The sequence below is a fragment of the Bradyrhizobium sp. WSM4873 genome (assembly GCF_055811355.1).
Genome location: NZ_JBVVPS010000014.1, coordinates 1 through 24,006 on the forward strand (window position 1 = coordinate 1; position 24,006 = coordinate 24,006).

Sequence of the window (24,006 nt, forward strand, 5' to 3'; positions counted from 1 at the left end):
CGCCCTCCCCGCGGCCCCCCCAACGCGCTTGCACCTGGGCCTATCAAACCCCCCGCCCGGGCGCCACGCCGGCAGGCGGGGCGCGGCCTAATATTCCCCCGGCCCCGGGGGCGGCGCCGCGGGCGCCGATGACGACGTTGGAGGCCGAGCCGCCGTCATAGTTGAACGCCATCACCGGCGAGCCGAGCTCGTCGAGCTTGACGTGGCGCGCGCCGTAAAGCCCGCTCTCCTCGCGGACGCAGAACAGCAGCGTGATCGGCGGATGATCGAGCTTCTGCTTTTCGAGCTCGGCTGCCAGCGTCACCAGCACGCCGCAGCCGCAGCGGTTGTCGCCGCCGAGCGCGGTCTTGGCCTCGTTGACGATCTTGCGACCGGACTTCTTCGGCCTGGCGCCGGCGCACAGCGGCACAGTGTCCATGTGGGTCATGAACATGATGCGCGGCTGGTTGTGCAGCGCGCCGCGGCCGGGCAGGTCGACGATGAGGTTGCCGGTCTCGGTCGGCACGGGAATGCGCGTATTGGCGTCGTCGAGCCGGATCGCCTTCGCCGGCACGCCGCTTTCCTTCAGCGCGGCCGTGAGCTCACGCCCGATCGCGGCCTCCTGTCCGGTGACGCCCTCGACGGCGAGAAAGCGCATGAGGCGGTCAGTGGCGGCTTTGGTGTCGACAGGCATGAGATGTCCCCTTGATGCAGGGCTCTACTCTATCGCCGGTCTTGGCGAGGTATAGACCAAAAAAACCAGCGCGCCGACGCCAAGCATGGCTGCCATGAACAGCAGCACCGCCGGCAGCCCCGCGAAGGCGGCCACCGCGCCGGTGACCGACTGCATCAGCGCCGCGCCGAGGAAGAAGGCGAGGTTGATCGCCGCGAGCGCCTTGCCCGCGACCTGGGCGTCGACCAGCTGCCGCGACATGCCGAACAGCAGCGGCTGCGCCGAGGTCGCCAAGCCAATGAGCACGAACAGCACGAGGTCGTATTGCGGCGGCATCACGGGAAGGCCGAGCAGCATCGAGACGGCATAGTGCGGCGCCCCTAACGCCATCAGCGCCAGCAGCAATGCGCCGACCAGGTGCGTTCCGGCCACCAGCGCGCGGCGGCGGCCGATCCTGCGGTCGATCATGCCGACGAGAAGCGGACCGGCAATCATCGCGAGCGTGAACGCGCCGAGCTGGTTGCCGGCCTCGACTCGCGACAATCCCTTGACCTGCATCAGCCACGGTCCGCCCCACAGGCCGCGCAGCACCAGCGAGGTCGCGAGCGACACCAGCGCCAGCGCGATCAGGCCGCGCAAGGGCCGCGAGAGTCCGAGCCTGAGCACCTCGATCATCTGCGACAGCGGCGAGGACTCGTCCTTGTGCTCGGCGGGCTGGCTCGGCACCAGCAGGAACACCGCGAGTGCCACGGCGACGCCGCCGAGGCCTGCGATCCAGAACCCGGCGCGCCAGCCGTAGGTGTCGACCACGAAAGCGAGCGGGCTCGACGACAACAGCATGCCGATATTGCCGATCGAGAGGATCGCGCCCGACCACAGCCCGAAGCGCGCGGCCGACAATTGCTTGGCCGCCAGTGTCATCGGGCACATCAGCATGCCGGAGGTGGCAACGCCCAGCAGCACCTGACCGACCGCGAAGCTTTCGGCTCCCGTCGCGAATCCCGACGCGATGGCGCCGACCACGGTTCCCGCGAGCAGGCTCAGCGACACCGGCCGCACGCCAAAGCGGTCCATCGCCGCACCGACCGGGATCTGCGCAGCCGCAAACGCGAACGGGTAGACCGAGGTGAGGCTCGCCAGCGCCTGCGGTTCGATGCCGAAATCCGCCGCCATCAGGTCGAGGCTGACCGCCGGAATGGTGCGCAGCAAGGTCGAGAGCATGTGCCCGCAGGCGAGCGCGAGCAACGCAAGGATCAGCGCGCGGGTGGCTCCCGCGTCGTTGGTGGCGGCGGTGGTCATGGGCGTTCCGTCCCGGCAAGGTTTCGGGTGGGGTTACATGATTGGCGGGTGCATGCCAACATCGGGACCGCCATGCCCGCAATGCCATGGACGCACAAGGCGATGGACACGTAAGGCAATGGGCACGCAAGGCAAGTGACATCATGTATCTCGGCATCGACCTCGGCACCTCCGCCGTCAAAATCGTTCTGGTCGACGACGCGCAGCGCGTGGTGGCGAGCCGCAGCCGGTCGCTGACGGTCAACTCGCCGCGTCCCGGCCATTGCGAGCAGGACCCGGCGCAGTGGATCGAAGCCACCTTCGCGACGCTGGACGCCTTGACGGCAGATCACGCTCGCGAACTGGCCGAGGTCGAGGGCATCGGCCTGTCCGGCCAGATGCACGGCGCGACGCTGCTCGACGCCGGTCACGCGCCATTGCGGCCCTGCATTCTCTGGAATGACGGACGGTCCTTTGCGGAATGCGCCGAGCTGGAGCGGCGCTGGCCCGCCTTGCGGACGACGACAGGCAACAAGGCGATGCCGGGATTCACCGCGCCAAAACTGCTTTGGGTCGCCAGGCACGAACCGGAGATCTTCGCGGCGACAAAACTCGTGCTGCAACCAAAGGCCTATCTGCGCCTGGTGCTGACGGGCGAGGCGATCGAGGATGTCTCGGACGCCTCGGGTTCGCTGTGGCTCGATGTTAACAGCCGCGATTGGTCGGATGAGGGGCTCGCCGCGACCGCACTATCGCGCCGGCAGATGCCGCGCCTCGTCGAGGGCTGCGCGCCGTCGGCACGGCTGCGGAGCGAGTTGGCGCAGCGCTGGGGCATGACCAGGCGGCCGATGATCGCCGGCGGGGCCGGCGACAATCCGGCAGGAGCCGTCGGCATCGGCGCCATCAATCCCGGCGCAGCCTTCATTTCGCTCGGAACCTCCGGCGCATTGCTGGTGCCGACCGAGACGATCGCGGCCAACCCGGAGCGGGTCGTGCACACGTTCTGTCACGCCGTCCCGGATAGATGGATTCAAGCCGGCGCGATCCTCTCGGCGGCATCGTGCCTGGCCTGGATCGCCCGGCTGTTGGGGACTTCCGAGGCCGACCTGCTGGCGCCGCTCGGGTTGCGCCCGCGGGCGCCGTCGCCGGTCAGCTTCCTGCCGTACCTCTCCGGCGAACGCACCCCGCACGATGACCCCGATGTGCGCGGCATGCTCGATGGCCTCAGTCACGCCACCGATCGTGACGCGATCGTGCAGGCCGTGCTCGAAGGCGTCGCCTTCGCGCTTGCCGATTGCCGGGACGTTCTCGCCGAGACTGGACTGGCGATCGCGGAGGCCGATGTCATCGGCGGCGGTTCGCGGTCGCGGTTCTGGTTGTCGGTGCTGGCCAATGTCCTGAACATGCCGGTGCATCGCTTTGCCGACGGCGAGACGGGCGCGGCGTTTGGTGCGGCGCGGCTCGGCCGCCTCGCCGTCACCGGGGAGACGATCGATTCCGTCTGCACCGCGCCACGGCGCGTCGAGACGTTCGAGCCCGACCGCGCGCTTGCACAAGCCTATGCCGAGCGGCTTCCGCAATGGCGCCGCCTGTACCGGCCGCGGCGCTGATCGCGATACGCGATGATGTGGCGAAGAAAAGGCATCACGCGCGAGATCGGTTCCGTCTGCAAAAGATAAAAGCAGCGCCGGACCGTGCATCGGCGTGCGGGAGGTATTGCCCTGCGCCACAACCTTTTGTTTAATGCTTGCACCCGCGCCAGGGACCAACGAGACGCGGGTGAGATTGCGATGCCGCCGTCGGCGCGTCGGGGAGGTGTGATGAGCGAGCCCATCCTCGAGATGCGCCGGGTCTCCAAATCGTTCTTCAGCATCAAGGCGCTGCGCGACGTCGACCTCACCGTCTACGCGGGCGAGATCCACGCATTGATGGGCGAGAACGGCGCCGGCAAATCCACCCTGATGAAGATCCTGTCGGGCGCCTACCGGCCGGACCCTGGCAGCGAAATCCGCATCGACGGCCAGCCCGTGCAGATCAGCGGTCCGCTCGGTGGCCGCGCGGCCGGCATCGCGATCATCTATCAGGAGCTCTCGCTCGCCCCCAATCTGAGCGTCGCCGAGAACATCTATCTCGGTCGCGAGGTCTCGCGCGGCGGCTTGCTGGCGCGCGAGGCGATGCAGGCCGGCGTCGGTCCGATCCTGGCGCGGCTCGGCGCGGATTTCACGCCACAGACGCAGGTCGCCAATCTCTCGATGGGCCAGCGCCAACTGGTCGAGATCGCGCGCGCGCTGCACGCCCGCTCCAGGATCCTGATCATGGACGAGCCGACCACCGCGCTGTCGGCCGGTGAGAGCGAAAGGCTGTTCGCGCTGATCCGCCAGCTGCGCGCCGAAGGTCTCGCCATCATCTACATTTCCCATCGCATGGACGAGGTCTACGCGCTCGGCGATCGGGTCACCGTGCTGCGCGACGGCACGCTGGTCGGTTCGCTCGACAAGGGCGACATCCGCGCCGACACCATCGTCCGGATGATGGTGGGACGCGACGTCTCCTCCTTCTACAAGAAGGAGCATGATCCCAGGAATGAGGCGCGGTCGGGAGCTCCGGTGCTCGCGGCCGTCGACATCGCCGACGGCAGGCGCGTCAAGGGATGTTCGCTGACGGTGCATGCGGGCGAGGTCGTCGGCCTTGCCGGCCTGGTCGGCGCCGGCCGCACCGAGCTTGCACACCTCATCATCGGCGCCGCGCCGATGGTCTCGGGCCATGTCGAGATCGACGGGCGCGCGGTCTCCATCCGCACGCCCGGCGAGGCGCTGGACGCCGGCATTGCCTATCTCACCGAGGACAGGAAGGCGCTCGGCCTGTTCCTCGACATGTCCTGCCTCGACAACATCAATCTCGCGGTGCTCGGCCGGGATGCGAAATTCGGCGGCATACTCGACCGCGACAAGGCCCGCGACCGCGCCAAACGCGCGTTCGCGGGGCTCGGCATCCGTGCTGCGAATGTCGGTGTTCCCGCCGGCGGGCTTTCCGGCGGTAACCAGCAGAAAGTGCTGCTGTCGCGGCTGCTCGCGATCGGCCCGAAGATCCTGATCCTGGACGAGCCGACGCGCGGCGTCGACGTCGGCGCCAAGTCCGAGATCTATTCGATCATCGACAATCTCGCGAAGTCGGGCACCGCGGTTCTCGTCATCTCGTCCGACCTGCCCGAGATCATCGGCATCTGCGACCGCGTCGTCGTGATGCGCGCAGGACATATCGCCGGGCAGATCCGGCGCAACGCGACATCGCCGCTCGGTCAGGAGGAGATCATGGCCCTCGCCACCGGAACGGAGCAGCTCGATGCCTGAGAACGGCGCTTCCGCCAACACCGCCCCCGCTGCGCCCGGTCTTGCCGCCGCGCAGGAGACGAAGCGGCAGCGGACGCGGATGATCATTCGCGCGGTCGGCATGCTGCCGGTGCTGCTGTTGTTGTGCATCGGCTTTCACGTGCTGTCGGACGGCCGCTTCTTCACCGGCCAGAACATCGGCATCGTGGTGCAGCAGTCCGCGGTCAATACCGTGCTGGCCGCGGGCATGACCTTCGTCATCCTCACCGGCGGCATCGACCTGTCGGTCGGCTCCATCCTGGCGGCATCGGCGATGGCCGGGCTGATCATCTCCAAATTCCCGGATCTCGGAGTGCTGTGGTTGCCGGCCGCGGTGCTCACCGGCGGGGTCTTCGGCATTCTCAATGGCGGCTTGATCGCGCTGTTGCGCCTGCCGCCCTTCATCGTCACCCTGGGGTCGTTGACCGCCGTGCGCGGCGCGGCGCGGCTGCTCGGCGCCGACACCACGGTGTTCAATCCGTCGATCCCCTATGCCTTCATCGGCAACGGCGCCTTGACCCTCATCCCCGGCGTATTGTCGATTCCCTGGCTCTGGGTGATCGCGTTGCTGGTCATCCTGGTGTCGTGGCTGGTGCTCAAGCGCACCGTGCTCGGGGTGCACATCTACGCGGTCGGCGGCAATGAGAGCGCGGCGCGGCTCGCCGGCATCAAGGTCTGGGCCGTGCTGATCTTCGTCTATGGCGTGTCCGGCCTGCTTGCGGGCCTCGGTGGCGCGATGCAGGCGGCGCGGCTCTATGCGGCCAATGGCCTGCAGCTCGGCCAGTCCTACGAGCTCGACGCCATCACCGCCGTGATCCTGGGCGGCACCTCCTTTGTCGGCGGCATCGGCTCGATCTGGGGAACGCTGGTCGGCGCGCTGATCATTGCCGTGTTGTCGAACGGCCTGATCCTGATCGGCGTGTCCGACGTCTGGCAATATGTGATCAAGGGCCTGGTGATCATCGGCGCGGTGGCGCTGGACCGCTATCGGCTGCAGGGCTCGGCCCGGACTTGAGAGCAAGAAATGCAGCGGGCGCTGTGCCGTCATGTTCATTCCGTCACGGCAACTGGTCGCCGTACGGGAGATTCAATAGACCAGGGAGGAAGCCAATGTTGAAGTCGATCTCGTTTGCCGGCGCCGCGATGGCGCTCGTCCTGAGCTCTGCACCGTGCTTCGCCAAGGAGCTCAAGTCGATCGGCGTTTCGCTGGGCTCGCTCGGCAATCCGTTTTTCGTCGCGTTGTCGAAGGGCGCCGAGTTCGAGGCCAAGAAGACCAACCCCAACGTGAAGATCACCACCGTCGGGTTCGAATATGATCTCGGCAAGCAGGTCACCCAGATCGACAATTTCATTGCCGCCGGCGTCGACCTGATCCTGCTCAATCCCGGCGATCCCAAGGCGGTCGGACCGGCGATCAAGAAGGCGCAGGCCGCCGGCATCGTCGTCGTCGCCGTCGACACCGCGGCCGAAGGCGCCGACGCCACGGTGACCACCAACAACGTCCAGGCCGGCGAGATCTCCTGCCAGTACATCGTCGACAAGCTCGGGGGCAAGGGCGACGTCATCATCGAGAACGGCCCGCAGGTCTCCGCGGTGATCGATCGCGTCGTCGGCTGCAAGAACGTGTTCGGCAAGAACCCAGGCATCAAGGTCCTGTCCAACGACCAGGACGGCAAGGGCTCGCGCGAAGGCGGCCTTACGGTGGCGCAGGGCTATCTGACTCGCTTTGCCAAGATCGATGCCATCTTCGCCATCAACGATCCGCAGGCGATTGGCACCGACCTTGCGGCGCGTCAGCAGCAGCGCACCGGCATTATCATTACCGCGGTCGACGGCGCGCCCGACATCGAAGCCGCCCTCAAGGACCCGCAGGCGACGCAGATCCAGGCCTCCGCCTCGCAGGACCCGTTCTTCATGGCCCGCCGCGCCGTCCAGGTCGGCGTCAACATTCTCAACGGCCAGAAGCCGGCCTCCACCGTCGAGCTGCTGCCGTCCAAACTCGTGACGCGCGACAATGTCAAAGACTACAAGGGCTGGACCTCGGATCGGTCGCAGTAGCGCGCGGGAGACGGCCGGCGCCGGATGCGGCGCTGGCCGGCTTGCGTATTGGCTAGGCATGCAGCGGTTGACCGCGACTGGGTCGGCCGCGCTCTCCGACGTCCGCTTTTCGACACGAAGCGGGCCCTGGCTTCCAGTGGACCAGTTCAGCTTGTGCCCCAAAGGCGAAGTCGTGGCCGCTTTAGTCAAAATTGAGCATCTGCCAAGCCCGTGGTTGACAAAGGTTATCCGCACAACCTAGTGACGAGCCTTTATTTGGGCAGAACATAATGCCGATGATCTTGCCACTCGTTACCCGGCTCGGGGCACTCGTCGCCATCAGTCTTTGCCTATCGGGATGCGGAAGGACAGAGAGCTACCGATACAAGCTAACGTTGGCGGTCAGCACGCCTGATGGCGTTAAGCGTGGTTCGACAGTGATCAAAGTGACCTTTTGGGATGTTTCGTTCCCTGCGAAAGGCACGATGCACAAGCTCGATGGTGGGGCTCTCTATCTGGACCTCGGCCCAGGCATGCGTCCCCTGATCGCGTTGCTTACAAGTAGGCTCCACCGGAAATACGATGACGAGATCCGCTGGACGGAGGAGGCAGGGCCTGGAACCGACCTCGTGCTGCGGGCGTACGGCGAATCTTGGTCCCGAGAGTTTATGGATGATGTGCCACGCGTCGCGCGTTTGCGCGGCCCGCGCCAGATTGCTCCAAAAGATCTGCCGGATCTGGTGACGTTTGCGGACGTAAATGATCCGAGCAGCCTGATCGAAGTTGACCGCAATGATCTCCAAGCATCGCTAGGTGCGAATATTGCTTGGAATGACATTACGATCGAGAGCACCGACGAGCCGATTCCAAAGAGCATTGAGCAAAAGTTGCCCTGGCTATTGACCTACTTCGAAAAGAATCTGCGTCTCGACGGATCCAGTCTCACAGGCGAAGAGACGGTCGCCAACCGTCTGACCTGGTGGGATTTCATCCAATCTAGCGATTTGAAGAGGAGCAACTGACATGACGCCTAGCTTCCGACACTCGATCGATGCTCGGGATGTCAGCTTGTGGCCGGGCCCGTAGCCGACCTGTCCCGCGCAGCCGGTCCATGACCGCTTGTCACTCTTAGCCGACCTCGCGCCGCTTTGGCTCAGGTGCGGACATCAAGTTGCACCAGAATTGCGGTCGGACAATCCCAACGGGTCCCGCAGCGGCATCGTGTGTTGGTGGGTTGCGCCGCCGCGTCAATGCGTTACCACGATGAAGTCCGTGTCTTTTCCCGTCTCCTGGCTAATTCCGTTGTCGGAAACAATCAACGAAGAAGCCGGCGTCAGGAGTTCAGAGATCTTCTCAACCGTATCCTGGGGCATTTCGATACGGTTGAGCGCAGCGTTGGCTTTGTCGGGTAACGGTTCCGGCGCGGTTTGCTTCGCGGGCGCTTCTCGCCGTTTCGTGGCAGCTTCGGACATACGGGGCAATTCCTCCGGCATCGACACGACGCTCCAGCGAATAGCCGTTCCCTCGTTCTGGAATTCCATTGCGGTAAACACGTGCGTTCCCAGCGGCTCCTCCGGATTTTCGATCTTGACCGGGACATCAAACAACGGCGTGAAGCCCTGACGTACGAACAGCTTGCTCAACTTGCGACTGACGAAGATGGAGATCGGGACGATCTTTTTAGGCCCGCTTGCAGCGGGAGCCGAGCCTGGCTCCTGGAGACTGGCGGCTTCTGGAGTCTCGGCGTTTGACACCAGTGATCCCTGCGTTGCCGCGGCTGCATCGATGCTCTTGGTTGCGACGGTGGCACTCTGGAATTCGGACGAACCGGACGCGGCTTTCGGTTGAAAAAGATGCGGATTGGCTATCTCGACCGGCTGGACATCACCATGCGCAATGATCACCCGCGTGCCGCGCTTCGTGAGATGCCAGAGTCGAACGGCAAAATCATTTTTCAAACGGATGCAGCCGTGTGACGCTGGATGCCCGGGCACGACACCGGCGTGCAACGCTATCCCTGACCAGGTGATGCGTTGCATGTAGGGCATGGGGGCGGCGCTATAAATATTTGAACGGTGCCATCGTTCTTTGCTGATGACGCTGAACACGCCGAGGGGCGTCGGATGCCCCTCCATTCCCGTGGACACCGAAGAGCGTGCAATCAGCGCCCCGTTGTCAAAAAGCGAGACCCGTTGGTCTGCGATCGAGATGATGATCTGGAGCGGGCCCTTCGGAAGGGGCTCCGGCCGAACGCTCTTCGCCGTTTCAGAGCTTGTCTGCCGGTGGTGGTGCTTGTCCTTGTACGGAGCGTATTGGCTTCGCCAGAACGTGTGTTGGGGTCCAAACAGAAATTGAGCGTGTGCGATCCCCGCAGGGATCATGAAAATGGCGAATACAGCGGTTGTTATCGCGCGCTGCATTGCTGGTAATTCCTTAACGAACATCGCCCGGTCCCGTAGGCGCGACTCCATCGTTTCGAGACGATGCGCGAAGCCGAAGCCTGATGCGTCATCCTGACGGCGCGCCAAGCCTCTCCTCCAAATCTGGTCGCAGTGGGTCGAAAATTGGACGGTACTCACAATTACCGTGCGAGTTGCCGCTGAGACGGGCGCAATGGCTTGTGATCGACGCGTTGCAATCGGGCAACACGCTTCGGAAAAATTGACGAGCGGCGGTTCGCGCCATTGCGCGGCCCACATTGATCCCAAGGATGAGCCTCTTCGCATGCTTGGCTTTTCTACACGCTCCGGTGGAGCCTATGGGGGCGACGGCATCATGAACCCGCGGCGATTTGCGATAGTGGCGCCGACATTTTGCGGAACGGTCGTTCTCGCGGGGTGGATCGTTGGCTGGCTGGCTGGCTTCGGTCCGGCCGGCACCGAAAACTCCCGCGCGGTGACAATCCAGCAGCGCACAGCATCCCTCGCCGCCAGCGCGAGGCTCGCGGATGAACCGCAGGCAATCGCAATGGGCAACACCGGGCCCGCGAACGCCGCTGTTGCTAGCGCCGAAGTGGCGACGGCCGCTGAGCCCGCGGCAGGGACGGCCACCGACACGACGGTGGCCTCGGACAAATCGGAATCGATCGTCGTGGCCGCGTTGCCCGATCCGTCGCAAACGCTGTCGGCCGATTTACCGCCTGCGCAGGACACGGTGGACCTGGGCCACCACGATGTCGCCCAGCCGGCGCCGACCACGTGCGGTGCATCCGGCGGTGCCTCCAGCACGGGGCCGCAGGATTTCCGGTATCTCATTTGTTATGTCTGGTCCGAACTGCCGCCTGCCGAGAAGCCGGCGGCGATCGTCTTGCGTTCGTTCAAGGACATCCCGGTCGGAACGCCGGTGGAAGAGATCAAGCGCGCGTCCGACGCTTTCGGTCTGGATTTCAATTTCATGAAGGCCGTGGCCAAGGTCGAGTCCGGTTTCGATCCCAAGCAGCGCACCGGGTCGTATATCGGGCTGTTCCAGCTGAGCAAATACGAGTTCAGAAAATTCGGCTCCGGAGACATTCTTAATCCCCGCGATAATGCCGTCGCGGCAGCCTACAAGGTCATCACGGAAGGCATTCTATTCCAGTGGGTGACACGCAGGAAGCCGGACTTGAACGATCTTTACCTGATTCATCAGCAGGGCTGGGAAGGCGCCGCGGAGCACCTCAGCCAACCCAATCGCATCGCCTGGAAATCGATGTGCGCCACCGGCGAAGGCAGGGAGAAGGGCGAAAAATGGTGCAGGCGCGCGATCTGGGGCAATACGCTTCCGGCCGTCAAAGAGGCGTGGAAATCCGTGGACAAGCTGACGTCGGAGGCGTTCGTCGGAATGTGGCGCGAGCGGGTTGCTCATTTCCAATCGAAATACATGGGCACCGCGACCGCCGACGCCGAGCGGGCGCAGGCACCAGTGAATATCCGTTGAGTGGCTAGCAGGAGTTGCCGCACCCGCGGGCGAGCGGGGTTTCACCGTCGCCGGTCGCGCGGATGCACTTTATATCGTCAACAACGCGCTCGGGTCGTTCCTGCTGCTAGCGAGGCGATCGATCGGGTGCCGATGTCTGCTTGTGGTCCGAAAGCGAAGTGTCCGGCACGCCGGCAGCTAGGGCCAAAGCGGACATCGAGAATACGCGGGCAAATCGACGCGAGTGACCCGAAGCGGAGCATTTGAAAGTGAAGTCAAGTCATGATTCCAGGCATGAAGCATCGGACGCGCGGATGGCCGTCTATGTAATGCCTCCAGACCATTGTACGGCCGAAGCGGTTTGGTTCTGTGACAACTGCACCGTCAGGTACGAGCACCCATTCGCCGTCAATGAGGACGCGGTAACGGCCCCGACTGGACTCCCAATCGGCATCGGACACGATGTATCCATCGGCATCGGTACAGCACTTTCCAAATTCGCTCTGCAAGCTTTCAAACCAAGACTTCAGCGGAGAGTGGTCGTATCGGCCGTCGTCGCGTGCAAGTACCGGCGTCAGTAGCAACGCTGAACCCAGCAACGATGCCGCAAGTTTCGCTGGAAACATCTGTTTGCCTCCGCGATATTCGCCGGGCGATCCGCTGGCCTGATGCGGCTTAGGCTGGCAACCCGGAAACCAAGTCCGTTGCAACTGCCGCTGACGAGTGTCGATAGCTACAATCGCTCGATGCTGTGATGGGACAGTTCATTCCCATCGCCTACTGACGTGAGTCCGGCCATTCGAGCGAAGGTTCAAATACGACAACGCTTCAACTAAAGGTCAGTGCAGCTGCTTCTTTGGCCTAGCTTGCACCTTGGCCGACCTCCAGGCTGGCGCCGGGCTTGTCCGCTCAGGACGGCGCAGCCGACCAAAGCCATCACAGACTTATGGAAACGACCCGCGGTGCAAGTCTGCAGGGCATCTGTTGCGGGTCTCAGCAAGCGTGTTCGTCAACAACGATTGCGGTCTTCGCTGGTTCGCCTTCAAGGTCTATCCGGCAACTCACGACAGCTCCCCAAGTAGCTTCAACGCATCATTCAGCAGCTCCCGGTCCTGCCTTCGTTCAGCGGCCGCATCACGCGTGAAGGCACCATGCGTCCGCGCATTCTGATTTCCCCTCGGCGCGCCCGATCTGCGTGCGCCGCCGTGCATGCGGCAGCGAGACTTGCCATGCACTGCGGGTGAGCGGCAGGTCGTGCCGTTTCGCGTTTCGGCGCCACAGCGCGGGCTCGTCCACATCGCGCTCGTGTTGCGGACGTGATTGCCGCTCATGCGTCGGCGCCTTGCCTCGATTCGGCCCTTTTGCATTCGCCGGCCTCGCGCGGCGGGACCGTTCCAGCGGCCGTCGCAACGTTCGGCTCCGCGACGATTATGTTCGCGTGTTGCGTGACGTTGCCCACGATCGCCCTGCCGCCGTCCTGCACCGACAAATTCCGGACCGTGATCGCGCGCTCGCCGTTGTTGCGGTGGCGGCTCAGTGCCTCGATCTGGGCTGCGAAGGTGCGGTTCAGCCGCGTCAATGCGCGCGTGATGCTCTCCTGCTGCGGAATGTCGTCGGTGAGGGCGAGGCGGCAGGCGGAGCGCATCGCCGCGGCGTGAACGGACACCATCTGTACCGCGAGCATGGCCTCGATCGAATCCTTCGGCGCGATGCTCTTCACCAGCGAGATCAGGAAGGCGAGATTGGCTTCATCGGGTTTCCGTCCGGTTACGCTCGCCTTCACCAATTGCCTGAGGAGACCATGCAGCGCGTCGCAGTCGGCGGCACCGAGCGCCTCTGCCAGCAGCTGTTCGCCGGCTTGCGGGTCGGCATGGAGGATCGCAATCCGGCGCTTGTAGAGCTTGACCCGCGGGCTCGCGGCGGGGCCGCTGCGATCGTTTGCCGCAACCGGCAGCGTGCTCTGGCGTTTCGAAGATGTCGTCATGTGCTGTGTCCTTTGCCCGCACGGGCGCGTTGCGCGCGACATCGATCGCTCGCCTGCTGCGCGCTTGTGGGATTTTCGAGATGTTGATGAAGGGCTTACGCGCAATCGCCACGCGACGCCCGTGGTCGGGCGGCGTGGAGGCTGACGATTGTTGCGATGATGGCATTCTGCCGGTGTTTTGCCCGACGAGTCAAACGAAGATTGCGAAGCGCGCAATCCTCGTTCGTCCAAGTCCCCGTTCGTGCAAGTGCTTGATCTCGCAAGCGTCGGCTACTGTGCATGGGGTTGTTTTTGCGTTTTTTGTTTTGAAGCGGCCCTGACCTGCCGCGCGACGGAATGCCAGCCTGCAAACGCGATTGCGAAATCCGGCGCCGCCGCTCATCATGATCCGCGAATCCGCTGCGTCATGGCAAAGCGGCGCGGTTCGTCTGGGGAGAGAACGAATGCAACGAACGCTTCGCCTGCTGGCGATCGTCGCCGGATTGTGCGCCACGACGGAGGCCCTCGCCCAGAAATATCCGGTGCGACCGGTCAAGATCATGGTCGGCTTCAGCGCGGGCGGCCCGGTCGACGTCGTTGCGCGCATCGTCACCGATCGGCTGGGCAACAAGCTCGGGCAGGCCTTCGTGGTCGAGAACCGCGCCGGCGCCAACGGCATGATCGCAGCCGAAGGCGTCGCGCGTGCGGAAGGCGACGGCTACACGATGCTGGCCTGCAACTCCTCCACGATCACGCTCAACAAGACGCTGTTCAGGGATATCCGCTACGACCCGGAAAAGGACTTCGCGCCGCTCACCACGGTCGTGTCGGCGCCGCTCGTGCTCGTGGTCAATCCGGAGAATCCCAAGACGGCCAACATCAACACGGTCGCCGATCTCGTCGCCGCGGCAAAGGCCGCGCCCGGCGCGCTGGCCTACGGTTCGGGCGGCAACGGCAACCTCGCCCATCTCGCCATGGAGCTGCTCAGCCAGAAGGCCGGCGTCAGGATGATCCACGTGCCCTATCGCGGTGGCGCTGCGTCCGAAGTCGGTATCCTCGCGCAGGAGGTGCTGGCGGTGTTCGATCCCTTGTCCGCCGTGCCGCTCGTGAAGGCCGGCAAGCTGCGCGCGCTCGCGGTGTCCTCAGCCGAGCGGCTGCCGGCGCTGCCGGACGTGCCGACCGTCGCGGAGGCCGGCTACCCCGGCTTCGACCTCTCGTTCTGGGTCGGCTTCTTCATGCCGAAGGCAACCCCCGCGCCGACGCTGGAGATGCTGCATCGGGAGATCGTCGCCGCCGCCAATGATCCGCTGTTACGGGAGCGGCTGGAGACGCAAGGCGTCGTCAGCGTGCTGAGTCCGGCCGACTACGCCGCCAAGATCGCGAATGAGACCAGGGAGCTCGCCGAAGTCGTGGCGGCGGCGAACATCAAGGCGGAGTAGAGCGTCTGCTTGGCATGATGCCGACCACCTCAGCCAGCCGCTCGAGCAGCGGGCGCTGTCCCGTGTTGATCTTCTCGTGGGCTTGTTCGAGCATGAACCATTCGGCACGATCGACCTCCGGGAAGGTCTGACGTTTGCCGCTGCGCGGCGGCCATTCCATTTCGAAAGTATTGCTGCGAATGCTGCGCACGTCGAGGTCGAACTCGGCCCCGAACGCGGTGACGATCTTGCCGCCGCGCTGCTTGATCTGACCAAGCGAAGTCAGCGGCGTGGATAGCTCAAATCCAAGCTCCTCGGCAAATTCCCGTCGTGCGGCGATGTCTGCGTCTTCTCCGTCGGCGTATTCGCCCTTCGGGATCGACCAGGCGCCGAGGTCCTTGTTGCTCCAGAACGGTCCGCCGGGATGAACGAGGAGAACCTCGATTCCCCGGCGCTTCCGATAGGCAATGATCTCGGCGCTCTTCGATGGCATCGCAGGTTCCGTGCAGGCGGCGCATAGCGTAGGTCAATTGGCCAACGTTTCAACTGTCCACGGCCCGCCGGAAGCCGCTCCATCGAGCGGCTTCCGGATTTCGCATCAACCCGAAGATCGTTCGCGCGCTGCAACACGGATGGCGCGGGCCTTCGCGCTCTTTCCCGCCGCGCGCGCCGCGATCATGCTGCGTGCCTTGCCGTGGGTGCCGTTCCGGATCAGGGACGCGAGCCGCTTGCGTGCGCGGCTGGTCGTCAACCGGGCCGCCAGTTGCTCGGCCTTGCGAATGATGGTCGTGACAGAGGGCGTCAGGTTCACCGGAACCCAGGCGACGTCTTTCGTCTTGGACAGGCTGCCGATGCCCTCGCATGGAGCTTCGCGCGGCAGGTCGATCCGGATCGCGAGGGCTTCCGTGCGCTCGGTCCAGTCTTCGGCTTTGGTGCCGGTGATGATGCGGACATAGTCGCGGGTCTCACGCGGCAGCTCGGTCTCTTTGGCGAGCCATTTCTGGATCCGGCCGGGGCCTGCGTTGTAGGCGGCTGCGGCAAGTCCGAGATTGCCGAAATCGTCGCGCAGCTTGCGCAGGAATTTGGCCGATGCCGGCAGCGCCTTCATCGCATCGAACGGATCATCCAGCCCGACCTCGGCTGCCGTTTCCGGCATGAACTGTGCGACGCCCTGCGCGCCGGCCTGGCTGACCTCGTTCGACTTGAAACGGCTCTCCTGCCAGATCAGGCGTGCGAAGAACGGCACCGGAATGCCGCTGGCTTCGGCTGCGCCACGAAGCGCGTGGCAGAAGCGCTCCGTCGGCGAAACTGGCGCCTGCGCGACGGGTGCGACCGTATCCGGCGGCTCGGGTATCTCCTCATAGGCCGCACGTGCATTGGCAAGCTCGAGCGCCTGCACGCTTGCGAGGAACAGCTCGACCACCGGAACAAGTGGCGCGGCCTGAGTGTTTTGAAGAACGGTGTGGTCGAAAGCCGATGTTTGGCGGGACGCCGACGGATCGAAGTCGCACATCAGAATCATGAACGCGGCGCAAGCCGCGACGACAAATCGCATTTGCTGGAGCAACCTCGAACTGTGGGTGAACTGCCAGCGGTGCGCCGGCGATAAGGAGTTATTAACCGAGCGATTGCGGCAAAGCTGCGGTCTCGTCGGTTCCGCCGGTGTTACTACGGTGTTCCCGCCGGGAAACTCTTTTATCCGCGAAGTTGCGGGGCCTTGGCGAATTGGGACGAGCGAGATGATGCGATGGATGCTTGGCGCGGTGATTTCGCTGTCGGTGATCGCTCCGGCGCTTGCGGGCAATCTCGATGCAGCAGCGGTGAACGACGCTGCGCGTCCCGCAAAGCAAATTGCCAGCGACAAGCTCAACGCATCGATCGTGAAGCTTCAGATTCTGCTCGACCGGGCCCGGTTCTCGCCCGGGGAGATCGACGGCAAGCTCGGGGAGAACGCGCAGAAGGCGCTGAAGGCATTCGCCGAGCAGAACGGCGTTGCGTCCGACAAAACGATCGCACCGGAGCTTTGGGACAAGTTGAACGCCGCGAGCGAAGGCCCCGTCGTCGTCGAATACAAAATCACGGATGCGGATGTGAATGGCCCGTTTCTGAAGGAGCTGCCCGGCAAGCTTGATGACATGAAGCCGCTGAAGGCGCTGAGCTACACCAGTCCGCTCGAAGGGCTTGCCGAGAAATTCCACATGAGCGCAGACCTGCTTCGGACACTCAATCCGGACAAGGCCTTCGACAAGGTGGGAGCGACCATCGTCGTTGCAAACGTTCCGGCCCGGCGAGAGCTTCCGCACATCGCGCGGCTCGACATCGACAAGAAGGACGGCACGCTGAAAGCATTCGACGATGGCGGCACCCTGATCGCGTTCTATCCCGCGTCAATCGGAAGTCCGGATCGTCCCACGCCGAGCGGTACGCTCAAGGTCACCAGCACCCATGAGAATCCGGTCTATCACTACAACCCTGACTACAAGTTCAGAAGCGTCAAATCGAAAAAGCCGTTCGACGTTCAGCCGGGCCCGAACAATCCGGTGGGAGCATACTGGATCGGGTTGTCCGCGCAGGGTTACGGCATCCACGGAACGGCGGAGCCCGACAGGGTCAGCAAGTCCGCGTCGCATGGCTGCGTCAGGCTGACCAATTGGGACGTGCGCGCGCTGGGCGAGCACGTCAAGCGCGGCACACGGGTGGTCTTCCTGGATGCGCCGACGGACTCCTCGTCCAGGCAGCAGGTGAAGTCCGCCGGCAAGCGCGCCTCGAACTAGCTCTTTGGGAAAGTCCTTGCGCATCGCGATCTCGGCGGCATCGCCGGGCGATAGCACGGTCTGGTCGAACGCTGCTTGCGGCCTCGTCATGATATCGTAAAGCGAGATGCCTTTGATCGGCTTGCCCATGAGCTCGCGGACGCAATCGGCGAGCGTGCCGTTGTAGACGAGATAGGGCGGACCTCGATCCTTCTGCCTCTCGCCTTTCAGTGACGGCCACTTTTTCAGTTCGGCCGGCGTGTCATAGGCGATCGGCGATTTCTCTTTAAACATGCGCTTGGCCCCTGAAGGCGCGGGTAGCCCAGAAGCCTAGGGCGGCCCGGTAAAACGCTTGTTAAAGAATTAGTTCAAATCAGCCGGCAACAAAGGCGAGCAGGGTGCCGTTCGCCTTGGCCGGCGGTACGCAGATCGCAGACCCGCTGCGCACCGCTGCCGAACCGAGCGCCTTCTCGGTGGCCGCGAGATCGCCGCTCACGAGCACCAGGGCCGCGCCACCGCGTTCGGAAAGACCCGCGAGCGGCACGCCGGGATAGCGTTTGCCGAGCTGCTCCAGCGTCAAATAGACAAAGTCGGCACGATCGCCACCGGAGGCCACGGTCACCGCGCCGTCGGCCTCGGCCTTCGGCTCGCGGTCGATCAGCCGCCCCAGATGCGCGGCTTCCTTCGCAGGCTCGGGCGCAGCGATCAATGTCTGCTTGATGCGCTTTGCCGCATTGGCGTGCTTCATCAGCTCGGGAATCCACACCGTCTCACGCGTCTTGTGCTGGCAGGCGAAAATGCGCACGCCGCCGGGCGCTTCCGCGGTCGGCCACATGAAGGTGCGGAATTTCGCCGCCGAGATCGTGCCGTCAGGCAGCGTCACGGGCCGCTCGAAATCGGTCGGGCCGATCGGCTCCAGGCCGCGCGCGCGGATTTCCTCCGCGCCGGCGGTGGAATCGACCGCGGTGAAGGCGATGCGCTCGATGCCTTCGCCGCGGCTGTCCAGGAAGGCACGCGCCGGCGCGTTGTGCTCGGTCGCCGCGAGCACGCCGAGCAGCTCCATATAATCCGGGTCGAACATGATGGTGTAGTTGCCGGTGCCCATATGTGCGCTGTGGGTGCCGCGGGGCGAGATGGTGAAGCCGAGCTGCCGGTAATTCTCGGCGGCTTTGTCGAGGTCCTGAACCATGACCACGGCGTGGTCGATACCGATGACGTTCTTGAGGGCCACTGTTCTCATCCCCGAATGCAAACTGACTTCAGGCCGCGCCGGGCCGCTGCTTCTGTCTACGCCGGATAGGCGGTCAAGTCATTTTCAAATCGGCCGGGAAGGGCAGAATTTCATTCCGCGAAACGCGATATCGATGCGCGATGGCGTCAGCGCGCCTGCTCGATATAGGCGGCGAGGGTGGCGCGCTCCTCGCTGGTCATTTCGGTGATGTTGCCCGGCGGCATCGCATTGGACCAGGCGGCGACGCGGCCGATCAGGCGGATGTTGCGATGGATGTGCTCGGGCGCGTCGAGCAATATGCCCTTCGGCGCGGTGATGATGCCGGCCCAGACCGGCTCGGCGGCGTGGCACATGCTGCAGCGGGACATCACGATCTCCTCGACATTGGCAAGCGTCGGCTGCGCTGACATCGCGCTTGCCTTGACCTCGCGCGGGCCGGCCGCCGAGAGAAAGAGAATTGCGATCACGCCGACCGCTGCGATGCCCCACACCCACCACGGCGATCTGCGCCCGGCATGCCCCTCGTTGAAGAAGTGCCGGATCACAGGCCCGAGCGCCAGGATGATCGCGACGATGATCCAGTTGAAGCGGGTGGCGTAGAGCAGGGGGTAGTGGTTGCTGATCATCAGCACGACGACAGGCAGCGTCAGATAGTTGTTGTGAACCGAGCGCTCCTTGCTGGTCTTGCCGAGCTTTGGATCGGGCGCCTGGCCCGCGATCAAGGCGGCTGCGATCTTCTTCTGGTTCGGGATGATCAGCGTGAAGACGTTGGCGACCATGATGGTGCCGATGATCGCCCCGATCTGATTGAACGCGCCGCGGCCGCTCAGCACATGGGTGAAGGCGTAGGTCAATCCGACCAGGAACAGATAGCCGCCGATCGCGAAGGGCAGCTCGCGCTGCGCGAGCCCGGTACGGCAGGCCCCTTCATAGAGCAGCCATGCCAGCGCGAGGCTGCAGAGGCTGAACAGGCCGGCCTGGAATGGCGTGAGGTCGAGGATCGACCTGTCGACCAGGAACAAATCGGCCTCGAGATAATATACCACTACCATCAGCGCGAAGCCGGACAGCCATGTTGTGTAGGCCTCCCATTTGAACCAGGTCAGCTCGTCCGGCATCTGGGCGGGTGCGACCAGATATTTCATGATCCGGTAGAAGCCGCCGCCATGGACCTGCCAGGCTTCGCCCTGCACGCCGTCCGGGAGATCGCTCCTGGGCTTGAGGCTGAGGTCGAGGGCGATGAAATAGAAGGAGCTGCCGATCCAGGCCATCGCGGCGACCACGTGCAGCCAGCGGAGCAGCAGGCTCGCCCATTCCGATATGATGGATCCCCACATGATCACCCCGACAGATGCGACCCCAATGCCACAGCTTTGATGACCGCAACCGGCGGCCCTGCCCTTACAATGTGTCGCACCGATCAGCCGCATTTTCCAGTACGATGGGCTGCGGCTGTTGCACATCGTGCGGGCATGAGCTGACGTGGGATTCGGCAGGCATTTGACCTGTCGCAGAACGCTTGCGTGTCGATCGGCGTTGATGCGCCAGACGTGACGGCCGGGAGGAGACGATTTGAAGAACAGGATTTCGTTCGTGGCGATATCCGCGGGGTGGCTGGTCGCGGTCGCGACCTGCGCACAGGCTGAGCCGGTGCTGCAGGGCAAGGAGGCCTACGGCGATTGGCAGGCCGACAAACCCGGCACGGTCAGGTTGATCCGGCCGCAGGATTTGGTCAGGCCCGGGGCCACGCGGTCGGTTGCGAGCTCGTCGCGCGTGGTGCCGCGCCCGCCGGAGGGGGCGCTTCAGGTGCCGGCCGGCTTCAAGATCGAGCTGTTCGCCGAGGGTCTGCGCGCCCCGCGCATCGTGCGCGTGGCGCCGAACGGAGATGTCTTCGTCGCCGAGACGCGCGCGGGCAACATCCGCGTGTTGCGCGCCGGCGAAGGCGGCAAGGCCGCGACCAACGAGGTGTTCGCTGCCGGACTGAGGCAGCCGTTCGGCATCGCCTTCTTTCCGAACGGCGACAATCCGCGGTGGGTCTATGTCGCCAACACCGACAGCGTCGTCCGTTTTCCCTATCAGGCCGGCGATCTCAAGGCGCGTGGCAAGGCGGAGACGATCGTGGCGAGCCTGCCCCACGATGGCGGTCATTCCACCCGCGACATCATCTTCACGCCTGACAACAAGCGCATGCTGGTGTCGGTCGGCTCGCTCAGCAACGTCGCCGAGGGCATGGGCACGCCGCCGGGCGGCGTGGAAGCCTGGTCGAAAGCGCAACCGCTTGGTGCGGCCTGGGCCAGCGAGACTGAACGCGCCACCGTGCTCGCCTTTACCCCCGAGGGCAAGGAGCGGAAGATCTACGCCACCGGCATCCGCAACTGCGTCGGTCTTGCGATCCAGCCGCAGACCGGGCTGCCCTGGTGCTCGACCAACGAGCGCGACGGCCTCGGCGACGATCTCGTGCCTGACTATGTGACGAGCGTGAAGGAAGGCGCGTTCTACGGCTGGCCGTGGTTCTATATCGGCGGCAACGAAGACCCGCGCCACGCCGGCGCGCGGCCGGACCTCAAGGACAAGGTGACGATACCCGACGTGCTGGTGCAGCCGCACTCGGCCTCACTTGGCATGACCTTCTATCAGGGCACGCAGTTTCCATCAGAGTATCACGGCGACGCCTTCGCCGCCGAGCACGGCTCCTGGAACCGGTCGAAGCGCACCGGCTACAAGGTGATCCGGATCCGGATGAAGGACGGCAAGCCGACCGGCGAGTACGAGGATTTCGTCACGGGATTCGTCGTGAGCGATACCGAGGTGTGGGGGCGGCCGGTCGGTGTCGCCGTGGCGAAGGATGGATCGCTGCTGGTGTCCGAGGATGGCAACGGGACGATCTGGCGGGTGACAAGCGTGCCGCGATGAACGTGTACCCTCGCCCCTTGTGGGAGAGGGTGGCTCGCCGCGCAGCGGCGAGGCGGGTGAGGGGTTTCTATCGGCGAACTCCTCTATGTGTCTGCGGAGAGAGACCCCTCATCCGGCGCTTCGCGCCACCTTCTTCCGCAAGGGGAGAAGGAAGAGCGGCGTGCTTGGGATGTCTATCCCCTCCGCACACTCGCTCCGCCATCCACCGGCAGCGTCACACCCGTGATGAAATTCGCCTCGTCCGAGGCCAGGAACAGCGCCGCATTCGCGACGTCCCACCCCGTGCCCATCTTCCTGCGCAGCGGCACCTTGCTGTCGCGTTCGGCTTCGATTTCGGCGCGGGTCTTGTGCCATTCGCGGGCGCGGGTGTCGACGGCCATCGGCGTATTCATCAGGCCCGGCAGGATGACGTTGGCGCGGATGCCGTATTCCGCGTTCTGGTAGGCGAGCTGTTCGGTGAAGGCGATCATCGCCGACTTCGTCGCCTTGTAGGCGACGTAAGGGTAGGTCGTGATCGCCGCCATCGAGGAGATGTTGATGATCACGCCGCTGTTCTGCGCGCGCATGATCGGGATCACCTCTTTCGCCGCCAGAATGCAGCTCTTCAGGTTGATCGCGACGACGCGGTCGAACGCCTCCTCGGTGATTTGCAGCAGCTCGGCGTCGCCGCCGGCCAGGCTTACGCCGACATTGTTGTGCAGTACGTCGATCCGGCCCCAGCGCGCCTGCGCCTCCGCGACCATCGCCTTGATGTCGGCGGAGTTTGTGACGTCGGCCCTGAACGCCGCGGCGGTGCCATGTTTCGCGGCGATCATGGCGGCGGTTTCCTGCGCCGATTCCAGATGATGATCGACGCACAGCACCTTGGCGCCCTCGCGCGCGAAGGTCAGCGCAGTGGCGCGGCCGTTGCCCATGCCTTCGCCGGGACTCTGGCCGGCGCCCACGACGATCGCAACCTTGTCCTTCAAGCGCATGTCAGTTCACTCCCGGGATCGGGTACTGCTGGAGTACCTCTTTGTAATATGGCTCGTTGTCGATCTTCATGGTGGCGAGCACGCGCACCACGCCGCAATAGAATGCGATGGTCAGCACGAGGTCGACCATGTGCTCGTCCGAGAGATGCTGCTTGATCTCGGCAAATGTCGCATCCGAGATCGCGAGCTCTCGCACCATCTCGCGGGCACCTTTCAGGATCGCTCTTGCAAGCGGCTCGAGCTTCGAGGGCCTGCCGTCGGTCTCAGCCATCAGGCTGGCGATGTCATCGTCGGTGACGCCGAATTCCTTGCCGATCTTCACGTGGTGAGTGAACTCGTATTCCGACTTCTCCATCCAGCCGACCTGGAGGATTGCAAGCTCCCGCAGCCGCGGGTCGAGCTTGCTCTTGAAGCGGATGTAGCCGCCGATGCCGTTGAAGGCGCGCGCCATCGCCGGCGAGTTGACCAACAGCTTGTGCAAATTGGTGTTGCGCTTGAGCAGGTCGCGATATTCGGGCGCGACCTGGTCGGCCTCGAGATAGGGCAGGCGGGCCATCCCTGATGTTCCTTTCAGTGTTCTTGTGATTCACGTTCGGGCGCTTGCAGCGTCACCCCGCCGTCCACCACCAGCACCTGTCCGGTGATATAGCGCGAAAAATTGCTGAGCAGGAATTTGACGGCATGGCCAACGTCCCAGCCGGTGCCTTCCGTTTTCAGCAAAGACGCCTTGGCCCGCTGGGCGCGCGCCTGTTCGCTCATGCCGCGGCCATAGACCATCGGCGTGTACATCGGCCCGGGGCAGATGCAATTGACGCGGATGTTGTCGCGGCCGTGATCGACCGCCATTGCGCGGGTCAGGCCGATGATCGCGGCTTTCGAGGTCGAATAGGTCGTCAGGCCGCGCGGCCGCAGCGCCGAGATCGAGGAGATGTTGACGATCGCGCCGCCCCGCGCGGTCTTGATCATGGCAGGGATCGCGTGCTTGGAAAGCAGGAACATGCTCTCGACATTGACCTGCATGACGCGGCGATATTGCTCGGGCGCTTCGTCGACCACGCTGCCGCGGCTCCCGATGCCGACATTGTTGTCGAGGAAATCGAGCCGGCCCCAGCGGTCGAGCGCGGCTTCGACCAGCGTCCTGCAATCGTTCTCGCTGGTGACGTCACCGCCATGCGCCGCGGCCGTGCCGCCTTCGGCTGCGATCATCTCCACGGTGCGTTCGGCGAGCTTGAGGTCGCGATCAGCCACCAGCACTTTGGCGCCGGCGCGAGCCAGCAGAATTGCGGCGGCGCGGCCGTTGCCGATGCCGTCGCCGGCAGCGCCGCCGCCGCTGACCAGCGCCACCTTGCCGGCGAGACCGGGATCGTCCTCGGGCCCCTGCATGTCGTTTCATCCCAATTATTTTCGTGCACTCTAGCAATCGCCCCGAGTGGAGAGAAGGGCCGGGCTGCCGCTTTCATGTCATTGACATCGCATGGAATTGCATGCCGCCGCACGAGAAGGGCGAACGATCGATCCGCGCCGT

The 24,006-nt window shown here is 64.3% G+C and carries 21 protein-coding genes and 1 pseudogene; 9 read left to right on the forward strand and 13 right to left on the reverse strand.

Translation table 11 applies throughout. The annotated features are described in order from the left end of the window. Positions 1-46: 46 nt before the first annotated feature. Together AC0L21_RS19315 and AC0L21_RS19320 are read right to left on the reverse strand one after the other, a co-directional pair. Positions 47-673 (reverse strand): annotated as a pseudogene (locus AC0L21_RS19315) (M28 family peptidase); the annotation flags it as partial. 24 nt (positions 674-697) lie between these two features. Beyond that, on the reverse strand, positions 698-1,951 hold the full coding sequence (locus AC0L21_RS19320; RefSeq protein WP_473263399.1) for an MFS transporter: 1,254 nt from the start codon (positions 1,949-1,951) through the stop codon (positions 698-700). Between the two features lie 143 nt (positions 1,952-2,094). Here AC0L21_RS19320 and xylB point away from each other — a divergent pair, with 143 nt between their 5' ends. From xylB to AC0L21_RS19345, 5 genes are all read left to right on the forward strand, one after another. After that, entirely contained in the window at positions 2,095-3,540 is a 1,446-nt protein-coding gene (gene xylB, locus AC0L21_RS19325) for a xylulokinase (protein ID WP_473263400.1), read from the forward strand. 210 nt (positions 3,541-3,750) lie between these two features. After that, entirely contained in the window at positions 3,751-5,280 is a 1,530-nt protein-coding gene (locus AC0L21_RS19330) for a sugar ABC transporter ATP-binding protein (protein WP_473263401.1), read from the forward strand. Beyond that, positions 5,273-6,313 carry an ABC transporter permease subunit gene (locus AC0L21_RS19335; RefSeq protein WP_473263402.1) on the forward strand — a complete coding sequence of 347 codons (1,041 nt, stop codon included), beginning with the start codon at positions 5,273-5,275 and terminating at the stop codon, positions 6,311-6,313. Before AC0L21_RS19330 ends, AC0L21_RS19335 begins: the two co-directional genes overlap by 8 nt. Before the next feature lie 95 nt (positions 6,314-6,408). Beyond that, complete coding sequence (locus tag AC0L21_RS19340; RefSeq protein ID WP_473263403.1) at positions 6,409-7,356, forward strand: ABC transporter substrate-binding protein; 948 nt, start codon at positions 6,409-6,411, stop codon at positions 7,354-7,356. A gap of 269 nt (positions 7,357-7,625) precedes the next feature. After that, a complete protein-coding gene (locus tag AC0L21_RS19345; RefSeq protein WP_473263404.1) occupies positions 7,626-8,357 on the forward strand; it encodes a hypothetical protein in 732 nt (243 codons plus the stop codon). 225 nt (positions 8,358-8,582) lie between these two features. Here the strand turns inward: AC0L21_RS19345 and AC0L21_RS19350 are convergent, their stop codons facing one another. Beyond that, positions 8,583-9,863, reverse strand: coding sequence for a L,D-transpeptidase (locus AC0L21_RS19350; RefSeq protein WP_473263405.1), 1,281 nt, complete (start codon positions 9,861-9,863; stop codon positions 8,583-8,585). Between the two features lie 196 nt (positions 9,864-10,059). On the opposite strand from AC0L21_RS19350, the gene AC0L21_RS19355 reads away from it, so the two are divergent. Next, on the forward strand, positions 10,060-11,250 hold the full coding sequence (locus AC0L21_RS19355) for a lysozyme family protein (RefSeq protein WP_473263406.1): 1,191 nt from the start codon (positions 10,060-10,062) through the stop codon (positions 11,248-11,250). 254 nt (positions 11,251-11,504) lie between these two features. On the opposite strand, the gene AC0L21_RS19360 is transcribed toward AC0L21_RS19355, so the two are convergent. The 3 genes from AC0L21_RS19360 to AC0L21_RS19370 form a co-directional block, all read right to left on the reverse strand. After that, positions 11,505-11,855 (reverse strand): hypothetical protein, encoded by a 351-nt coding sequence (locus AC0L21_RS19360; RefSeq protein WP_081747933.1) that lies wholly within the window; start codon positions 11,853-11,855, stop codon positions 11,505-11,507. Positions 11,856-12,290: 435 nt separating this feature from the next. Then, entirely contained in the window at positions 12,291-12,596 is a 306-nt protein-coding gene (locus AC0L21_RS19365; protein WP_473263407.1) for an HGGxSTG domain-containing protein, read from the reverse strand. After that, complete coding sequence (locus AC0L21_RS19370; protein WP_473263408.1) at positions 12,557-13,213, reverse strand: hypothetical protein; 657 nt, start codon at positions 13,211-13,213, stop codon at positions 12,557-12,559. Before AC0L21_RS19370 ends, AC0L21_RS19365 begins: the two co-directional genes overlap by 40 nt. A 443-nt stretch (positions 13,214-13,656) precedes the next feature. Here AC0L21_RS19370 and AC0L21_RS19375 point away from each other — a divergent pair, with 443 nt between their 5' ends. Then, the gene (locus AC0L21_RS19375; protein WP_473263409.1) at positions 13,657-14,631 is read left to right on the forward strand and encodes a Bug family tripartite tricarboxylate transporter substrate binding protein; all 975 of its coding nucleotides are present in this window, start codon (positions 13,657-13,659) and stop codon (positions 14,629-14,631) included. Here the strand turns inward: AC0L21_RS19375 and AC0L21_RS19380 are convergent. Together AC0L21_RS19380 and AC0L21_RS19385 are read right to left on the reverse strand one after the other, a co-directional pair. Continuing rightward, on the reverse strand, positions 14,618-15,103 hold the full coding sequence (locus AC0L21_RS19380) for an NUDIX hydrolase (protein WP_473263410.1): 486 nt from the start codon (positions 15,101-15,103) through the stop codon (positions 14,618-14,620). The two genes, AC0L21_RS19375 and AC0L21_RS19380, sit on opposite strands and share 14 nt — an antisense overlap. A gap of 105 nt (positions 15,104-15,208) precedes the next feature. Further along, positions 15,209-16,165 carry a lytic transglycosylase domain-containing protein gene (locus AC0L21_RS19385; RefSeq protein ID WP_473263411.1) on the reverse strand — a complete coding sequence of 319 codons (957 nt, stop codon included), beginning with the start codon at positions 16,163-16,165 and terminating at the stop codon, positions 15,209-15,211. A gap of 184 nt (positions 16,166-16,349) precedes the next feature. Here AC0L21_RS19385 and AC0L21_RS19390 point away from each other — a divergent pair, with 184 nt between their 5' ends. Next, positions 16,350-17,384 (forward strand): L,D-transpeptidase family protein, encoded by a 1,035-nt coding sequence (locus tag AC0L21_RS19390; protein ID WP_473263412.1) that lies wholly within the window; start codon positions 16,350-16,352, stop codon positions 17,382-17,384. Between the two features lie 352 nt (positions 17,385-17,736). Here the strand turns inward: AC0L21_RS19390 and AC0L21_RS19395 are convergent, their stop codons facing one another. Together AC0L21_RS19395 and AC0L21_RS19400 are read right to left on the reverse strand one after the other, a co-directional pair. Beyond that, a complete protein-coding gene (locus AC0L21_RS19395; RefSeq protein ID WP_473263413.1) occupies positions 17,737-18,594 on the reverse strand; it encodes a VOC family protein in 858 nt (285 codons plus the stop codon). A gap of 146 nt (positions 18,595-18,740) precedes the next feature. Beyond that, on the reverse strand, positions 18,741-19,931 hold the full coding sequence (locus tag AC0L21_RS19400; protein ID WP_473263414.1) for a urate hydroxylase PuuD: 1,191 nt from the start codon (positions 19,929-19,931) through the stop codon (positions 18,741-18,743). A gap of 235 nt (positions 19,932-20,166) precedes the next feature. Here AC0L21_RS19400 and AC0L21_RS19405 point away from each other — a divergent pair, with 235 nt between their 5' ends. Further along, positions 20,167-21,507 carry a PQQ-dependent sugar dehydrogenase gene (locus AC0L21_RS19405; protein WP_473263416.1) on the forward strand — a complete coding sequence of 447 codons (1,341 nt, stop codon included), beginning with the start codon at positions 20,167-20,169 and terminating at the stop codon, positions 21,505-21,507. 173 nt (positions 21,508-21,680) lie between these two features. Here the strand turns inward: AC0L21_RS19405 and AC0L21_RS19410 are convergent, their stop codons facing one another. Genes AC0L21_RS19410 through AC0L21_RS19420 form a run of 3 tightly spaced genes read right to left on the reverse strand, consistent with a single transcriptional unit; the run spans position 21,681 to position 23,864 of the window. Beyond that, positions 21,681-22,481: an SDR family NAD(P)-dependent oxidoreductase gene (locus AC0L21_RS19410; RefSeq protein WP_473263417.1), complete on the reverse strand. Its 801-nt coding sequence runs from the start codon at positions 22,479-22,481 to the stop codon at positions 21,681-21,683. 1 nt (position 22,482) lies between these two features. After that, positions 22,483-23,037, reverse strand: a complete 555-nt coding sequence (locus AC0L21_RS19415) for a carboxymuconolactone decarboxylase family protein (RefSeq protein ID WP_473263419.1) — start codon at positions 23,035-23,037, stop codon at positions 22,483-22,485. A gap of 14 nt (positions 23,038-23,051) precedes the next feature. Beyond that, on the reverse strand, positions 23,052-23,864 hold the full coding sequence (locus tag AC0L21_RS19420) for an SDR family NAD(P)-dependent oxidoreductase (protein WP_473263421.1): 813 nt from the start codon (positions 23,862-23,864) through the stop codon (positions 23,052-23,054). Between the last annotated feature and the right edge of the window lie 142 nt (positions 23,865-24,006).

Bases quoted from the DNA above. Each gene is read 5' to 3' on its own strand.
- AC0L21_RS19360 (WP_081747933.1), bottom strand. From the start codon at position 11,855: ATGTTTCCAGCGAAACTTGCGGCATCGTTGCTGGGTTCAGCGTTGCTA.
- AC0L21_RS19410 (WP_473263417.1), bottom strand. From the start codon at position 22,481: ATGCGCTTGAAGGACAAGGTTGCGATCGTCGTGGGCGCCGGCCAGAGT.
- AC0L21_RS19420 (WP_473263421.1), bottom strand. From the start codon at position 23,864: ATGCAGGGGCCCGAGGACGATCCCGGTCTCGCCGGCAAGGTGGCGCTG.
- AC0L21_RS19370 (WP_473263408.1), bottom strand. From the start codon at position 13,213: ATGACGACATCTTCGAAACGCCAGAGCACGCTGCCGGTTGCGGCAAAC.
- AC0L21_RS19400 (WP_473263414.1), bottom strand. From the start codon at position 19,931: ATGTGGGGATCCATCATATCGGAATGGGCGAGCCTGCTGCTCCGCTGG.
- AC0L21_RS19380 (WP_473263410.1), bottom strand. From the start codon at position 15,103: ATGCCATCGAAGAGCGCCGAGATCATTGCCTATCGGAAGCGCCGGGGA.
- AC0L21_RS19375 (WP_473263409.1), top strand. From the start codon at position 13,657: ATGCAACGAACGCTTCGCCTGCTGGCGATCGTCGCCGGATTGTGCGCC.
- AC0L21_RS19335 (WP_473263402.1), top strand. From the start codon at position 5,273: ATGCCTGAGAACGGCGCTTCCGCCAACACCGCCCCCGCTGCGCCCGGT.
- AC0L21_RS19320 (WP_473263399.1), bottom strand. From the start codon at position 1,951: ATGACCACCGCCGCCACCAACGACGCGGGAGCCACCCGCGCGCTGATC.
- AC0L21_RS19390 (WP_473263412.1), top strand. From the start codon at position 16,350: ATGATGCGATGGATGCTTGGCGCGGTGATTTCGCTGTCGGTGATCGCT.
- AC0L21_RS19330 (WP_473263401.1), top strand. From the start codon at position 3,751: ATGAGCGAGCCCATCCTCGAGATGCGCCGGGTCTCCAAATCGTTCTTC.
- AC0L21_RS19365 (WP_473263407.1), bottom strand. From the start codon at position 12,596: ATGCAAAAGGGCCGAATCGAGGCAAGGCGCCGACGCATGAGCGGCAAT.
- AC0L21_RS19345 (WP_473263404.1), top strand. From the start codon at position 7,626: ATGCCGATGATCTTGCCACTCGTTACCCGGCTCGGGGCACTCGTCGCC.
- AC0L21_RS19340 (WP_473263403.1), top strand. From the start codon at position 6,409: ATGTTGAAGTCGATCTCGTTTGCCGGCGCCGCGATGGCGCTCGTCCTG.
- xylB (WP_473263400.1), top strand. From the start codon at position 2,095: ATGTATCTCGGCATCGACCTCGGCACCTCCGCCGTCAAAATCGTTCTG.
- AC0L21_RS19355 (WP_473263406.1), top strand. From the start codon at position 10,060: ATGCTTGGCTTTTCTACACGCTCCGGTGGAGCCTATGGGGGCGACGGC.
- AC0L21_RS19385 (WP_473263411.1), bottom strand. From the start codon at position 16,165: ATGCGATTTGTCGTCGCGGCTTGCGCCGCGTTCATGATTCTGATGTGC.
- AC0L21_RS19415 (WP_473263419.1), bottom strand. From the start codon at position 23,037: ATGGCCCGCCTGCCCTATCTCGAGGCCGACCAGGTCGCGCCCGAATAT.